This is a genomic window from Pseudomonas sp. SDO55104_S430 (assembly GCF_054070595.1).
In genome coordinates this window covers 52,882-67,869 of sequence record NZ_JBSVXG010000010.1, presented here as the reverse complement: position 1 = coordinate 67,869, position 14,988 = coordinate 52,882, and the positions used below count along the sequence as shown (strand labels likewise).

General features: G+C 62.9%; 12 protein-coding genes. 7 read left to right on the top strand and 5 right to left on the bottom strand.

Annotated elements, in window-relative coordinates:
- Nucleotides 1–100 precede the first annotated feature (100 nt).
- Entirely contained in the window at nucleotides 101–271 is a 171-nt protein-coding gene (locus tag ACW9JE_RS03570) for a hypothetical protein (RefSeq protein ID WP_457431921.1), read from the bottom strand.
- A gap of 29 nt (nucleotides 272–300) precedes the next feature.
- Here ACW9JE_RS03570 and ACW9JE_RS03565 point away from each other — a divergent pair, with 29 nt between their 5' ends.
- The 3 genes from ACW9JE_RS03565 (at nucleotide 301) to ACW9JE_RS03555 (ending at nucleotide 4,241) form a co-directional block, all read left to right on the top strand.
- A complete protein-coding gene (locus ACW9JE_RS03565) occupies nucleotides 301–810 on the top strand; it encodes a sigma-70 family RNA polymerase sigma factor (protein ID WP_457431920.1) in 510 nt (169 codons plus the stop codon).
- Nucleotides 807–1,751 carry a FecR domain-containing protein gene (locus ACW9JE_RS03560; protein ID WP_457431919.1) on the top strand — a complete coding sequence of 315 codons (945 nt, stop codon included), beginning with the start codon at nucleotides 807–809 and terminating at the stop codon, nucleotides 1,749–1,751. The genes ACW9JE_RS03565 and ACW9JE_RS03560 overlap by 4 nt, the downstream gene beginning before the upstream one ends.
- Nucleotides 1,752–1,817: 66 nt before the next feature.
- Nucleotides 1,818–4,241 (top strand): TonB-dependent receptor, encoded by a 2,424-nt coding sequence (locus tag ACW9JE_RS03555; protein WP_224533742.1) that lies wholly within the window; start codon nucleotides 1,818–1,820, stop codon nucleotides 4,239–4,241.
- 127 nt (nucleotides 4,242–4,368) lie between these two features.
- Here ACW9JE_RS03555 and aldA read toward each other — a convergent pair whose 3' ends face one another.
- From aldA to ACW9JE_RS03535, 4 genes are read right to left on the bottom strand one after another with little or no spacing between them, the layout of a single operon-like run.
- Nucleotides 4,369–5,802: an aldehyde dehydrogenase gene (gene aldA / locus ACW9JE_RS03550; RefSeq protein ID WP_457431918.1), complete on the bottom strand. Its 1,434-nt coding sequence runs from the start codon at nucleotides 5,800–5,802 to the stop codon at nucleotides 4,369–4,371.
- 19 nt (nucleotides 5,803–5,821) lie between these two features.
- On the bottom strand, nucleotides 5,822–6,622 hold the full coding sequence (locus tag ACW9JE_RS03545) for an aldolase/citrate lyase family protein (protein ID WP_457431917.1): 801 nt from the start codon (nucleotides 6,620–6,622) through the stop codon (nucleotides 5,822–5,824).
- Between the two features lie 14 nt (nucleotides 6,623–6,636).
- Entirely contained in the window at nucleotides 6,637–7,821 is a 1,185-nt protein-coding gene (rhmD, locus tag ACW9JE_RS03540; RefSeq protein WP_457431916.1) for an L-rhamnonate dehydratase, read from the bottom strand.
- A gap of 17 nt (nucleotides 7,822–7,838) precedes the next feature.
- Nucleotides 7,839–9,134: an MFS transporter gene (locus ACW9JE_RS03535; RefSeq protein WP_224533738.1), complete on the bottom strand. Its 1,296-nt coding sequence runs from the start codon at nucleotides 9,132–9,134 to the stop codon at nucleotides 7,839–7,841.
- A gap of 124 nt (nucleotides 9,135–9,258) precedes the next feature.
- Here ACW9JE_RS03535 and ACW9JE_RS03530 point away from each other — a divergent pair, with 124 nt between their 5' ends.
- From ACW9JE_RS03530 to ACW9JE_RS03515, 4 genes are all read left to right on the top strand, one after another.
- Entirely contained in the window at nucleotides 9,259–10,200 is a 942-nt protein-coding gene (locus tag ACW9JE_RS03530) for a LysR family transcriptional regulator (protein ID WP_224533737.1), read from the top strand.
- 185 nt (nucleotides 10,201–10,385) lie between these two features.
- Entirely contained in the window at nucleotides 10,386–13,217 is a 2,832-nt protein-coding gene (locus ACW9JE_RS03525; RefSeq protein ID WP_457431915.1) for a xanthine dehydrogenase family protein molybdopterin-binding subunit, read from the top strand.
- Nucleotides 13,210–13,749 carry a (2Fe-2S)-binding protein gene (locus ACW9JE_RS03520; protein WP_224533735.1) on the top strand — a complete coding sequence of 180 codons (540 nt, stop codon included), beginning with the start codon at nucleotides 13,210–13,212 and terminating at the stop codon, nucleotides 13,747–13,749. Before ACW9JE_RS03525 ends, ACW9JE_RS03520 begins: the two co-directional genes overlap by 8 nt.
- A gap of 2 nt (nucleotides 13,750–13,751) precedes the next feature.
- The gene (locus ACW9JE_RS03515; protein WP_457431914.1) at nucleotides 13,752–14,987 is read left to right on the top strand and encodes a c-type cytochrome; all 1,236 of its coding nucleotides are present in this window, start codon (nucleotides 13,752–13,754) and stop codon (nucleotides 14,985–14,987) included.
- The last annotated feature ends 1 nt before the right edge of the window (nucleotide 14,988 follow it).

Here is a 14,988-nt window from a genome sequence, read left to right as displayed (position 1 = left end):
TACCGGCCTGTCACGCCGGGGGTCGCGGGTTCGAGTCCCGTCCGCTGCGCCATATCTGCCTCAAGGACCACTGAACGCCTTGAAGCTACGAAGAAAGCCATCAGCGCTTGATTCGGATCGATAGCAAAGACCCTGGTCGAAAGACCGGGGTTTTTTGTTTCTGCAATTCGGATTTTCCCGCCTGCCTGATCCAGCCAAAAAAATCTTTCTGCGCATCCGCCACACAAAGCGCTTGGTTCGTTGCTGCGATATTAATTAGAATCACTCTCATTTACAGCTCCTGGCACAGGGTTAGAAAAGATGAGTGATGCAGCGATGCCGAAGGAGCAAACCCTCCACGATCTGTACCGCGATCACCGTGGCTGGCTGGAAAACTGGCTGCGTCGACGCATGGGCAACGCATGCGATGCGGCAGACCTCAGCCAGGACACCTTCCTGCGCTTGCTCGCCAGTTCCCAACGCATCGCTGATCTGCATGAGCCCCGAGCCTATCTGCTGACCGTAGGCAAACGCCTGCTGAGCAATTTCTACAAACGCCGCAGCCTGGAACAGGCTTATCTCGAGGCCCTGGCCTCGCTTCCCGAGGACTGCGTGCCGTCCCCCGAGCAGCGCTGGATACTGCTGGAAACCCTGCAAGCCCTGGATGAATTGCTCGACGGATTGCCGAGAGCAGTGCGCCGGGCGTTTCTCTGGAGCCAGCTCGAAGGCCTGAGCTATCAGCAGATCGCCGAACGCCTGCAGGTGTCCGAACGCACGATCAAGCGCTACATGGCGCAAGCCTACGAGCATTGCCTGCTGGTGGACCTGTGAGCAGCCCGGCCCCTGACGTCCGTCAAGCCGTCCGCGCTGCCGCGCAATGGCTGGCGCTGCTGGAATCCGGTGGTGCCACCGAACAGGATCGCGCCAACCTGCAACGCTGGCGCGAAACCCATTCCGGTCATGAACAGGCCTGGCAGAAGGCGCAGGCTTTGCGTCAGCGTTTTTCCGATCTTCCTTCCGCGTTGGCCCTGAGCACCCTCGACCGTCCCGATCCGTCGCGGCGTGTGGTACTCAAGCGCGCGCTCGGCGCGGTGGCCCTGGTGCCGGCAGCCTGGCTGATCAGCCGGCAATTGCCGCTGGACGTCTGGCGTGCCGATCTGCACACCGCGACAGGTGAGCGCAAAACGGTGCAACTGGCCGACGGCAGTTCGCTGCAGCTCAACACCGGCAGCGCCGTCGATGTGGATCTGCCGAACCATCGGCTGAAGCTCGTGGAGGGCGAAATCTCGCTCAAGGTGCCTGGCGTTTCAGCGCTGACCATCCAGACCCTTTTCGGCCAGGTGATCGTCAGCCAGAGCGAAGTCTGTGTCCGCCAGGATGCTCACAGCTGCCGGGTTTCGGTGTTCCAGGGTGTCGTGCAGTTGCAGTCGTTGCAGGGCGGGGCATTGACGCTCAAGGCAGGTGAGCGGATTGGCCTGCAGGCAAAGGGCGCGTCAACCGTGGAAGCCTTTGACGTATCGCAACCCGGTTGGCGCGAGGGCGTGTTGATGGCCAGTAACCAGCTTCTGGGGGATTTCCTGCGCGAACTCGATATGTACCGACCGGGCGTCCTGCGCTGGTCGCCGGAGCTCGAGGCGCTGCGGGTGACCGGCAGTTTCCGCGTGGATGACACCGACCGAGTCCTCGCGCTGCTCGCGGCCAGCCTGCCGCTGGAGGTGCAAATGCGCACCCGCTATTGGGTGACGTTGGTGCCGCGCGAAAATAATGTCTGAAGCCTGTCCCCTTTTTTTGGCTCGCTTGTCATTCAAGGCAACTGAACGAACAAGAGAGCTTTTTCAATGCCCGCAGTAAAGCCTTCATCTCCGCGCCAGGCATCGTCCGCTGTGCGTCCTCTGTTACGCCTGAGCCTGCTGTTGAGCCTCAGCGCCAGTCCGCTTTTCATGGGCAATGCCTGGGCCGAAGACGCCGCTCGCCGCAGCTATCAGGTGCCCGCCGGTAGCCTGAGCGATGCGCTGACCCGATTCGCCGGCCTGGCCGGGGTCAATCTGTCGGTCGACCCGGCGCTGGTCAGCGGTCGCAGCAGTGCCGGCCTGTCCGGTGACTTTGGCGTGGAGGAGGGCTTTGCCCGCCTGTTGCACAATTCCGGCCTGCAATTGCAGGCGGTGGGCGATCAGGCGTACATCCTGATTCCGGCGCCCATGGGCAGCAGCCTGCAATTGGGGGCGACCTCGATTCTCGGCGCGATCGATACCGAGCACGGCGATCCCTATGCCGGCGGCCAGGTCGCGCGCCGCGGTTCCCAGGGGTTGCTGGGCTCGCAGGACTTCATGGAAACGCCGTTCAGCATGACCACCTACACCAGCGAGGCGATTGAAAACCTGCAGGCACGGACTCTCGGTGACCTGATCGCCAGCGATCCTTCGGTTCGCGCGACCAACCCGGCGGGCGGGCGTTATGAGCAATTCACCATTCGCGGGCTCAGCCTGTTCAACAGCGATGTTTCCTACAATGGTCTGTACGGCGTCCTGCCGACTTACACGATCGACATGGAAATGGCCGACCGCGTCGACATCCTCAAAGGCCCCGGCCAGCTGATCAACGGCATCTCGCCCCGGGGCAGCGTGGGCGGCGGAATCAACGTGGTGGCCAAGCGTGCGACCGATGCGCCGATCACCTCGTTTACCGGTGATTACGCCTCCAACAATCAGCTGGGCGGTGCGGTGGATGTTGGCCGGCGTTTCGGCGAGGACAACAAATTCGGTCTGCGTTTCAACGGCGTAAAACAGTCGGGCGATACCGAATGGGATCACCAGAGCGTCGACCGCGAGATGGCCGTGCTGGGTCTGGATTTTCGCGGTGATCGCCTGCGCCTCTCGACCGATATCGGCCACACCGAGCGCGACACCGATGCACCGCAGGAAAGGGTGCAGGTCGGCGCCAATGCGCAGGTGCCCCATGCCAGCGATGTGCGCCACAACTACGCGCAGCCCTGGAGCAAGGCGCGGACCGAAGATACGTTCGGCACGGTGAATGGCGAGTTTGATGTCACCGATTCCGTGATGCTCTACGGCGGTGTCGGCGCGCGCAAAAGCAATCATGACTTCCTCCGGCACGCGGTTTCCGTCACGAACAATGCCGGCGATTTCAGCGTCCTGCCCCGGGATTTCACCCGCGACGAAAATGTCCGCACGGCCACGGCCGGGGTGCGCAACTGGTTCCACACCGGGCCTGTGAGCCATCAGGTCAATCTGGCCGCCAGCTATTTCTACATGGACTTCGAAAACGGCGGCGCTCGTTATGCCGCAGCGCCCAGCAACCTTTACAACCCCGTGGAAACGCCGACACCGGTACGAGCCACGCGCCAGGATGCGAAGGTCTACACCGAAAACCGCTTCAGCAGCGTGGCGCTGTCCGATACCCTGGGTTTCTTCGATGATCGCGTGCTGCTGACCCTGGGTGGTCGCTGGCAACGAGTGAAGGTCGACGACTGGTCGGACGGCGTGAAAGGCGACACCGCTTACGACGAGGAAAAATTCTCGCCATCGGGCGGCATCCTGTTCAAGGCCACCGACAAGCTGTCGCTGTACGCCAACTACATGGAAGGCTTGAGCCAGGGCAAGATCGCGCCGTCGACCTCGGTGAACGAGGACGAGATTTTCCCGCCGTTCATCAGCCGTCAGGTGGAGGTCGGCGCCAAGTACGACGCCGGTCCGTTTGCGGTGACGGCCGCGGTGTTTCGCATCAAACAGCCCGCCTACGAAACCAACGCGACCACGCGGGTCTTCGGTCCCAATGGCAAGCGTCAGAACGATGGGGTGGAGCTGACAGTTTTCGGTGAACCGCTCAAGGGCGTGCGTCTGCTCGGCGGTGTGATGTACATCGACAGCGAACTGACCAACACCACCAATGGCACCTTCGACGGCAACCGCGCACCGGCGACGCCCAAGTACAACGTCAACCTGGGCGCGGAGTGGGATGTGCCGAGCGTGGAAGGGCTGACGCTGACCAGTCGCGGCATGTATTCCAGCTCGCAGTATCTGGACCAGTCCAACGACAAGGAAATCGATTCGTGGGAGCGTTTCGACGTGGGCGCGCGCTATGCGTTCCGGGTCGATGAAAAGACCATCACCGTGCGCGCCAACGTCGAGAACGTGGCGGACAAGCGCTACTGGAGTTCGGCGGGGGCGTCGGATGACAGTGAGCCGGGGTTGACGCTGGCGACGCCGCGGACCTATTTGCTGTCGGCGACCGTGGATTTCTGATGGCCTTTTGCTGACTGATCTGACGCCATCGCGGGCAAGCCCGCTCCCACAGGGTATTTGTGAACGACACAGATCCAATGTGGGAGCGGGCTTGCCCGCGAAGGCGTCATCAGCCTCAGCGCCATCTTCAGCCCTGCAGATAAACCGCATGGGTATGGGTGTACTCATACAACCCATGCTTGCCATCCGCGCCGCCGATACCGGATTTACGCACGCCGGCATGGAAGCCCTGCATGGCTTCGAAGTTCTCGCGGTTGACGTAGGTTTCGCCAAAATCCAGCTCGCGCATCGCGTGCAGGGTCTTGCTCAGGTCGCGGGTGTAGATCGATGAGGTCAGGCCGTATTCGCAGTCGTTGGCCAGGGCGATGGCTTCGTCCAGGTCGTCGATGATCTGGATCGGCAGCACAGGGCCGAAGATCTCTTCGCGCATGATCTGCATGTCGGCGCGACAGCCGGCCAATACCGTGGGTTGGAAATGGAAGCCGTTCGGCAGATCGGCGATCTGCCCGCCACTGACGAGGCTCGCGCCCTGGCTCAACGCGGTGCGAACCTTCTGGTTGACACTGTCCAGCCCCTGGCGATTGATCAGCGGCCCCATCTCCACGTCCGGCTGGGCGATCGGGTCGCCATAACGCGTGGCGCTCATCGCCGCCGCGATGCGCTCGATGAACTGATCCGCCACCTTACGCTCGACGTACACCCGCTCGGCGCAGTTACACACCTGGCCGCTGTTGATGATCCGCGAATCCCGGATGGCCTTCACCGCCAGATCCAGATCGGCATCCGCCAGCACGATCGCCGGCGCCTTGCCGCCCAGCTCCAGGTTGAGCTTGGTGATGTTCGGCGCCGCGGCGGCCATGATCCGCGAGCCGGTGTCGACGCTGCCGGTGAAGCTGATCATGTCCACGCCCTTGTTCGCACTGAGCGCCGCGCCCACCTGGCCGTCACCACAAACCACGTTGAACACGCCGGGCGGCAGGTCGGTTTCGGCCACCAGCCGGGCGAATTCGAAGCAGTTGTTCGGCGTCTCTTCGCTGGGTTTGATCACGATGGTGTTGCCGGTCAGCAGCGCCGGGGCCATCTTGCGGGCGATCAAAAAGAACGGGAAGTTCCACGGCAGGATCCCGGCAACCACGCCCAGGGGTTTGCGGAACAGGAAGATGTTCTCGTTCTGGCGATCACTGGTGATGATTTCGCCCTCCAGGCGTCGCGCCCATTCGGCCATGTAGTCGAGGTAGTCGGCGGTGAAATTCACCTCGACCTCCGCCAGGCCGCTGATCTTGCCCTGTTCCAGAGTGATGGTGCGCGCCAGGTGCGGCACGTTCTCCCGTAGTTTGGCAGCGATTCGCCGCAAGTAGCCGGCGCGGTCGTTGGCCGGTTTGCGCGACCAGTCCTTTTGCGCGGCGCGGGCGGCGGCCAGGGCGCGGTCGACGTCTTCGGCGGTGGAGGCCGGGACTTTCGACAGCAGCGCGCCGGTGGCCGGGTTGAGCACGTCGAGATGGGCAGCACTGGCCACAAACTGGCCGTTGATGAAGTTTTCGTAGACAGGCACGGACGACATGAGGCGACTCCTTGGCAGATCAGTAAGTGCGTGACGGTGCTTGCGTATCAGCGGGTTCGCGATAGCGGGCGAGGGCGGCCATGGCGCTCTGGCGCAACAGGCTGATGTCGATGGCGACCGCGATGAACTGACAGCCCCAACCCTGATAGCGGCGCGCATCTTCCTCATTCGGCGCGAGGATGCCGCAGGCCTTGCCGGCCGCCAGCGTGGCGTCCACCGCATGGCGAATATGCACCTGGACCTCGGGATGCCCGGGATTGCCGGCATGGCCGAGGCCGATGGACAGGTCCGCCGGGCCGATGAACACCGCATCCACGCCTTCCACGGCAGCGATTTCTTCGACGTTTTCCACGCCCAGGCGCGACTCCACCTGGACGATCAGGCACAGCTGTTCATGGGCGGTATTGAGGTAATCGGGCACCCCGTCCCAACGCGTGGCGCGGGTCAGGCCGCCGCCGACACCGCGAATGCCGTGGGGTGGATAACGCATGGCCCGCACCAGCGCCCGGGCCTGCTCGGCGGTTTCGACCATGGGGATCATCAGGGTCTGGGCGCCGATATCCAGCAATTGCTTGATCAGGTTGGCGTCGCCCGTCACCGCGCGCACTACGGGCGCGGTGGTGTAGGGCGCGACCGCCTGCAACTGGGCGAGCACGCCGGGCACGGTGTTGGGTGCGTGTTCACCGTCGATCAGCATCCAGTCGTAACCGGTGGTGGCAACGATCTCGGCAGCGTAGCCGGTGGCGAAACCGGCCCAGATACCGTATTGGGTCGCCGGGTTTTTCAGGGCGGCCTTGAAAGCGTTGTGCGGCATTTTCATCACGGACTCCTGTCTCAGCGGCTGTACGGCCGATGCAGTTGGCATTCGGGGTTGAGCGTCACGCCGAAGCCGGGCTGATCGAGGGCCGACAGGCGCATGCGGCCGTTCACCGGCACCGGTTCGCCGAGCAGTTGCGGATGGAACATCGGCACCACTTCGTCCGCCTTCGGCGCCATCATCAGGAACTCGGCGAACGGGCTGTTATGCCGGGTGGCGACGAAGTGATAGCTGTACACCGACGAGCCATGGGGGATGACCAGGGCGTTGTGGGCGTCGGCCAGCGCCGAGATTTTCACCAGTTCGGTCAGGCCACCACACCAGCCGACATCCGGCTGGATGATGTCGCAGCAACCCATCTCCAGCAGCATGCGAAAGCCCCAGCGGGTCGCTTCGTGTTCACCGGTGGTCACCAGCATGCCTTTGGGGACGTTGTTGCGCAGGGCGGCGTAACCCCAGTAATCGTCCGGCGGCAGGGCTTCCTCGATCCATTTCAAACCGTGTTCGTGGGCGCCGACCGCCAGCTTGGTGGCGTAGTTGAGGTCCAGGCTCATCCAGCAATCGAGCATCAGCCAGAAATCCGGGCCGACCCGTTCGCGCATGGTGGCCAGTTCCTCGAGGTTCTTGCGCAGACCGTCTTCGCCTTCGGCCGGGCCGTGGTGCAACGGCATCTTGCCGCCGATGAAGCCCATTTTCTGCGCCAGATCCGGACGGGCGCCGGTGGCATAAAACTGCAACTCATCGCGCACCGCACCGCCGAGCAACTGGTGCACCGGCTCCTGGCGGATCTTGCCGAGCAAGTCCCACAGCGCCAGGTCGACCCCGGAAAGGGTGTTGATCACGATGCCCTTGCGCCCGTAATACAGGGTCGACTGGTACATCTGGTCCCAGATCTTTTCGATGTCGGTGACCTTCGCACCTTCGAGGAAACGCGCCAGGTGTTTCTCGACGATGTAGGCGGCGGGCTCGCCACCGGTGGTCACGGCGAAACCGACGGTGCCGTCGCTGGCCTCGATCTCCACCACCAGGGTGCCGAGCACGTTGATGCCGAAGGTGCGGCGGCTCTGGCGGTACTCCGGGTATTTGCTCATCGGGGTGGCGATGTGATCGTCGATCCAGTGACCGTCCGCCTGATCGTGGTAATCCGCGCCGCCGCCTCGCAGAGTGAAGGCGCGGACGTGCTTGATGGTTGGAATGCCCATGGTGTGACTCCTCAGGTTTAAACGGTGGCCGGTTTGTTCGAGGCTTTGGCGGCAGGTGAGCGCACGCCCAGCACCAGCAACGCGGCGATGACGGTGGTGGCGGACAGCAGGTAGAGACCGGCTGCCGGAGAATGGAAGGCGCCTTCGGCCCAGTTTTTCAGCACCGGGGCGATGAAGCCGCCCAGGGCGCCGAACGAGTTGATCAGGGCGATACCGGCCGCCGCGGCGCTACCGGCGAGGTAGCTGGACGGGAAGGTCCAGAACACCGGTTGCACGGCGATGAAGCCGGAGGCGGCGAAGCACAGCGAGATGATCCCCAGCAGCGGGTTGCTGAAGGTCACCGAGCAGGCGATGCCGGTGGCGGCCATCAACAAGGTCAGGCTCGCGGTGCGGCGACGTTCGCCGGTGCGGTCGCTGTAGCCGGGAATCAGGTAAGCGGCCAGCAGCGCGCAGATCCACGGGATCGCCGTGACCAGGCCGACCATCAGACCTACCTTGGTGCCCAGCAGTCCACCCACCTGGCTCGGCAAGTAGAACACCACGCCGTAGACGCTGGCCTGGATCAGCAGGTAGATCAGGCACAGGTACAGCACCGAAGGCTGGCACAGCACGTTGAGCAGACTGCGACCGTGGCTCTGTTTGTGGCTGTCTTCCTGGTCGAGCAGGGTCTGGATCTGCGTACGTTCTTCCACGGTCAGCCACTTGGCATCGGCCGGGCGATTGTCCAGGTACCAGTAGGCCCAGATGCCCACCACCGATGCCATCAAGCCTTCAACGGCGAACAACCACTGCCAGCCGTGGAAGCCGGCAAAGCCGTCCAGCTCCAGCAACAGGCCGGACAGCGGGCTGCCGAAGATGAACGCCAGAGGCGCACCGAAGTAGAAGAAGCCCATGGCTTTGCCGCGCACGGCGCTGGGGAACCAGTAGGTGAGGTAGAGGATGACGCCCGGGAAGAAACCGGCCTCGGCGACACCGAGCAAGAAGCGCAGGACGTAGAAAGTGGTTTCGTTGTGGGCAAAGACCATGGCCGCGGAGACCAGGCCCCAGGTGACCATGATCCGGCACATCCACAGGCGGGCGCCGACGCGGTGCAGGATCAGGTTGCTCGGCACTTCGAGCAGCGCGTAACCGACAAAGAACACCCCGGCGCCGAAGGCGAAGGCGGCGTCACTGATGTTGGTGTCGGCTTGAAAGGCTTGCTTGGCGAACCCGACGTTGGCGCGGTCGAGGAAGGCCATGATGTACATCAGCAGGAGAAACGGGAGCAGCCGCCAGGAAATTTTGGCGAGCAGAGGCGCGGGTAGAGTCTTCATCGCAGTTTCCTTTGGTAGGGCATTTGTTCTTATGGGAAAGACTGTACGGCCCCTGATCGATGCGTTACAAATCGAATCTAGCTCACAACCGATACCTTGAAGTTATCGATAAAAAAGGCCCGACATGACCACGCCGATCCTCTCCCGCAGCCTGTTCAATCGCCTGCGTTACAAGCATCTGCACATGCTGGTGGCGCTCAGCACCAGCCAGAACCTGCACCGCGCCTCGCAAAATCTGAATATGTCGCAACCGGCGGCTACCCGCATGCTTCATGAAATTGAAGACATGTTTGGTTGCGATCTGTTCGAGCGCCTGCCCCGGGGCATGCGCCCGACCGCGCTGGGGCAGGAGCTGATCCGTTTTGCCGAGTCGGCCCTGAGCGGCCTGGATCGCTGCGCCGAGGATCTGATGGCGCGGCAGCAGGGCGGCTACGGCTATCTGTCCATCGGCACCATCATGGGTGCGGCGCCGGATCTGGTGATGGATTCGATTGCCGAAATCAAGGCGCTCAACCCGCAGTTGCGGATACGCATCATGGGCGATACCAGCGACCAGGTGATCCAGTTGCTGGAGCAGGGCCGCATCGACCTGGCCATCGCCCGGCGCAACGCCGCCACCGACAGCCAGCATTACGAATTCGAGCAACTGGGCAACGAGCGCCTGCTGGTGGTGGTGCACGCCGGCCATCCGCTGGCCAAACGCGAGAAGCTGGAGCTGGCGGAACTGGTCAGCGCCTGGCCGTGGATCCTGCAACCGGAAACCAGCCCGGCGCGCATCGGTCTGGATCAGGCCTTGCAGCGCCAGGCGTTGCCGCTTCCGGCGGACATCATCGAGTGCAGTTCGGTGTATTCGATGCAGCAACTGATTCAACTGACCGACGCGATCATGGTGCTGTCGGAAACCGCGCTGCGCGATTACCTGAAGATGGGGCTGGTGGTGGCGTTGCCGGTGGAGCTGGATGTGCAACTGGCGCCGTTCGGGCTGCTGTTGCGCAAGGGCGAGCACATCAGTCGGGAATTGGGCCTGTTCATCGATCTGCTACGCAGTAAAGCGACGAAATTCTGATCTTTTGGTCAGTTTTTTTGTGTCTGGATGTTTGCCGCAACGGCATAAGCCTATAAACTTAACCCTTCAGTCAGCTTTACGCTGTCATTTCAGCCCTTCGCCACATCGGAAGGGCTCCTGCAACACCCCCGATTTCCAGTAGATAACCAAAAGGGCGGATCCCATAACCGCCCAGAGGATGATCCATGTCCAACCGTGATATATCCCGGCGTTCGTTCCTTCAGGGCGGGCTGGTAGCGGGCGTGAGCGTGACGCTCACGCCGCTGAGCAGCAAGGCGCTGGCGGCCCTGATGGAAAACAGCGTGACCGTGCCGTCCGAGCAATGGCTTGGCAATAACGGCAAGGCGCGCGCACGTAACGACGCACTGTCCAAGGTCTGCGGCAGCAAAGTGTTCGCCCGCGACATCCGCGCCAAGGACATGCCGGGCTGGCCGCAGCAGCAGGGCCACGCCATGTTGCTCAAAACCATCAAGGCCGACCGCATCTACGACGGGTATGACCTGTCGTGGCTCGGCGCCGAGTTGCAGCCGGACCGCATCGTCACCGCCGAGGACCTGGTCAAGGACGGTATCGTTTTCCCCGAAGAACACGCCCCCGACCCACTGTTGCCGGCCGGCAAGGTGCCGATGTTCATCGGTCACCCGGTGGCGATCCTGATCTGGAACGATTTCGAGCGCTTCCGTCAGGCCAAGGCCAAGCTCAAGTTCAACGACAAGGCGATTCGTTACGGTGCCCAGGTGCCGTTCTACGAAGGCGATCCGTACGGCAGTTTCCGCTACGTGCGTGTGGGTGGCGCGACTTCGGCGGACGAAGATGAATTCGCCAGCCTCAAGGATTCGATCCTGTTCCCGATGCTGCGCAACCGTCGTCCGGTGTGGAACTCGCAACCGAACCTGCACGGCAACCTGACCGAGCGCGGGCTGTTTTACGCCGAGCGCATGAAGCAGCAGATCGACACGCCGCCGGACAACTGGCTGGTGTTCGACGAGCGCTACAAGACGCCATCGATCGAGCCTGCGGCCATGGAACCGGACAACGGCAACGGCTGGTACGATCCGGCGACCAAGACCCTGCATTTTGTCGTTGCCACCCAGTGCCCGCTGGAAACCGCGACCGAGACCGCGAAGATGATCGCGCCGTCGCGCTTCGGCCTGGCCAACCTGAACATGCACCCTGGCTACACCGTGGGTTACGGCTCCAAGGACCACAACATCTTCGTCTACTACGCAGCTCTCGCTGCGCTGTACGGCGCCGGTGTGCCGGTGCGCCTGGCCAACGACCGCTACGAGCAGTTCCAGAGCGGCATCAAGCGTCACCCGTTCGATATCCGTTACCAGCTAGCGGTGGACAAGAACGACTACAGCTTCAAGATTTTCCGCGCCGAGATGAGCGTGGACGGTGGCGGCCGGGTCAACTACAGCCCGTCGGTGGCGGCGGTTGGCGCCACGGCGGCACAGTCGATCTACTACATGCCGCAGAACGATCTGCAGGTGACCGCCTACCATTCCCGCGCCGTCGAGGCCGGGTCGATGCGTGGCTACGGCACCCTGCAGAGCATGGCTTCCACCGAGATGATGGTCGATGAAATCGCCAATCGCCTCGGCATCGATGCCATCGAACTGCGCCGCAAGAACGCCCTGCGTTCGGGCATGAAAAACACCCAGGGCGCGGTGCCCGCCGGTGCCTTGCGCCTGCACGAGATTCTCGACAAGGCCGCGGTGCACGACGTCTGGAAAAACCGCGACGCGATCAAAAAGCAGCGTGAAGCCGCCGACCCGGACAACTGGTACGGCATCGGTTTCGCCATCTGCCAGAAAGACTTTGGCACCGGTTCCGAAGCGCCGATGGCCAGCATCGAATTCACAGCCGAAGGGCGCATCAGCCTGCGTCATATCGGCATCGAGATCGGTACCGGCATGTCCACTTCGCAGGCAATGGTCGTGGCCGATTTCCTCGGCAACCCGGCCCACGAAGTGAAGACCGGCGAAACCGACTGGAAGGAAATGCAGCTGATCACCGGCGGCAACCCTTACATCATGAGCCAGGCCGAACAGGATGGTTTCCTGCGCAATCCGCGCTGGGTCGGCAAGGTTGCGTCGGCTTCGTCGGCGACCAACTCCGCCTACTACTTCAGCCACGCCACCCGTGAAGCGGCGCGCGTGCTGTTCAACCACGGCCTGTGGCCGGCGGCGCTGGAGATCTGGCGGCAGGGCCCTTACGGCGGCCAGGCCAACCCTTACGTTGTACGCCGCGAAGACGCCCATTGGGTCGACGGCAAGCTCACCGCCAACGGCATGGAACCGTTGCCATTCGCAATGCTGGCCAAGCGTGCCCACGAGCGCGGCCTGGTGACCGGCGCCACGGTGCACGGTTTCAACCGCTGGAGCTGGGCCGAGGCCGAGTTCAGCATCGACGGCGTGCGTGAGCGTCTGCCGCTCGACGGCCTGGCGGTCAAGTACGGCGACGGCGCACCGAAGGCAAAACTGGCGCAAATGACCAGCGCCGGTTTCCATCTGCTGGATCGGCAGAACATCGCCTATCCGCCAACCCAGTTGAACAACGCGGCCGTGACCTACTACAGCCCGGTGGCAACCCTGGTGGAACTGAAAGTGAACAAGGGCTCGGCGGACGTCGAAGTGCTCAACCACCACTCGTGGGTCGAGTGCGGTCGGGTGCTGGTGCCGGAACTGGTCAAGGGCCAGATCGAAGGCGGCACGGCCATGGGTATCGGCCATGCGCTGATGGAAGACATGCCGCTGTACGAAGGCGGACCGGGGGAGGGTGACTGGAACTTCAACCGTTATCGCCTGCCGATGGCACGCCACGTCGCCGTCTGGAAGCAGACCTCGGAAATCCTTCCGCCGCTGTCGCCAAGCGACCCGTCCAAGGGCATCGCCGAGGTGGTGATGATCCCGGTGGTCGGCGCCATCGGTAACGCCGTGGCTCATGCCATCGGCAAACGTGTCCGCGACCTGCCTATCACTTCTGCGCGCATCAAGGAGGCCCTCAATGGCTAACCGTCCGCTTCAACTGACCCTCAACGGTCAATCCGTCGGCCCGGTGGACATCCCTGATGACCTGCCGATGATCGATTACCTGCACGAATACAAGAACCTCACCGGCTCGCGCCTGGGCTGCGGCCAGGGCATCTGCCATGCCTGCGTGGTGATCGTCGACAACCCGGACGGCACCAGCGAAGAAGTGCGCACCTGCATCACCGGCGCGCACTATTTCGAAGGCAAGAAAGTGCGGACCATCGAAGGCCACGCGACCCGTGACGAGCAGGGCAAGGTCACCGAGCTGAACCCGATCCAGCAGCGCTTCGTCGATGAGTTCGCCTTCCAGTGCAGCTACTGCGCACCAGGTTTCGTCAACGCCGCAACCGTGCTGGTGGAAAAGCTGCAGCGCCAGCCGATCATCAAGAGCCAGCTGGAAAAAGTCATCGAGGACAGCCTCGGTCATCACATCTGCCGTTGCACCGGCTACGTGCGTTATTACAACGCGACGCGCAACGTGCTGACCGATCTCGGCCTGGTCAAGGAGGGCTAAGCATGAAGCATTTAGTGACCCGCCTGGCATTGGCGGCAGGTCTGGCTGCGCCGATATTGCTGGCGCAGGCCGATGATCAGGTCAAGCGCGGCGAATACCTCGCCCGCGCCGCCGATTGCATGGCCTGCCACACCGCGCCAGGTGGCGCGCCGTTTGCGGGCGGTCTGCCGATCGTCTCGCCGTTCGGCACCATCTACGGTACCAACATCACCCCGAGCAAAGAGCACGGCATCGGCCTGTACAGCGATGACGAGTTCTTCGCCGCGCTGACCGAGGGCAAGCGCCGTGATGGCGCCAACCTGTATCCGGCGATGCCGTACACCTCGTACCACCTGATGCCCCGTGAAGATTCCGATGCGATTCATGCCTATCTGAAGACTTTCGAGCCCATCGAGCGTGCGGCACCGGTGACCAGCCTGAGCTTCCCGTTCAACGTGCGTCCGGGCCTGATCGCCTGGAACATGATGTACGGCAAGGATGTGAAGCTGGAGTCGACCGAGGGCAAGAGCGAAGCCTTCAAACGCGGCCAGTACATGGTCGACGTGCTCGGGCACTGTGGCGAATGCCACACGCCTCGCGGCCAGACCGGAGCGATGCAGCAGGACAAGCGTCTGACCGGCGGAATTCTCAACGGCTATCTGGCACCAAGCCTGCTGGCCACTGACCTGGCCGCTCGCGGCTGGAATCACCAGGACCTGAGTGCGTTCCTCAAGCACGGCATGAGCGCTCAGGGCACGATGTTCAACGAGATGTTCCCGGTGTTCCACAACAGCACCCAGGGCCTGAACGATGCGGACCTGGCGGCCATGGCCACCTTCCTGCTCGGCGATCAGCCGCCAGCGGCGAAAGTGCTCACCGACGTGCCGGTGGACAAGCTCACCGCCAGTGCCCAGCGCGGCCGTCAGGAATATTTGAATGTCTGCGCCGGTTGCCACGCGCCTGAAGGCGAAGGCAAACCGCACATCGCCGTGGCCATGCGTGGCAACACCACGCTGCGCCTGGAAGATCCGCGCAACCTGGTGCGGGTGATCGACGACGGTATCGGCGAGCAGAAATTCGCCGGCTTCGAGCACATGCAACCGATGCCGGGTTTCGCCGAGAAGCTCAGCCACGAGCAACTGACCGACCTGCTGAATTACCTGCGTCAGGGCTGGGGCGGTCAACCGGGTGATCTGGCAGTCAATGCCGTGCAGACGCTGCGCGCCGATGCGCCGCCGCTTGAGCACAAGGCCCACTGAC

Bases quoted from the DNA above. Each gene is read 5' to 3' on its own strand.
- ACW9JE_RS03555 (WP_224533742.1), top strand. From the start codon at position 1,818: ATGCCCGCAGTAAAGCCTTCATCTCCGCGCCAGGCATCGTCCGCTGTG.
- aldA (WP_457431918.1), bottom strand. From the start codon at position 5,802: ATGTCGTCCGTGCCTGTCTACGAAAACTTCATCAACGGCCAGTTTGTG.
- ACW9JE_RS03525 (WP_457431915.1), top strand. From the start codon at position 10,386: ATGTCCAACCGTGATATATCCCGGCGTTCGTTCCTTCAGGGCGGGCTG.
- ACW9JE_RS03530 (WP_224533737.1), top strand. From the start codon at position 9,259: ATGACCACGCCGATCCTCTCCCGCAGCCTGTTCAATCGCCTGCGTTAC.
- ACW9JE_RS03535 (WP_224533738.1), bottom strand. From the start codon at position 9,134: ATGAAGACTCTACCCGCGCCTCTGCTCGCCAAAATTTCCTGGCGGCTG.
- ACW9JE_RS03545 (WP_457431917.1), bottom strand. From the start codon at position 6,622: ATGAAAATGCCGCACAACGCTTTCAAGGCCGCCCTGAAAAACCCGGCG.
- ACW9JE_RS03515 (WP_457431914.1), top strand. From the start codon at position 13,752: ATGAAGCATTTAGTGACCCGCCTGGCATTGGCGGCAGGTCTGGCTGCG.
- ACW9JE_RS03565 (WP_457431920.1), top strand. From the start codon at position 301: ATGAGTGATGCAGCGATGCCGAAGGAGCAAACCCTCCACGATCTGTAC.
- ACW9JE_RS03570 (WP_457431921.1), bottom strand. From the start codon at position 271: ATGAGAGTGATTCTAATTAATATCGCAGCAACGAACCAAGCGCTTTGT.
- rhmD (WP_457431916.1), bottom strand. From the start codon at position 7,821: ATGGGCATTCCAACCATCAAGCACGTCCGCGCCTTCACTCTGCGAGGC.
- ACW9JE_RS03520 (WP_224533735.1), top strand. From the start codon at position 13,210: ATGGCTAACCGTCCGCTTCAACTGACCCTCAACGGTCAATCCGTCGGC.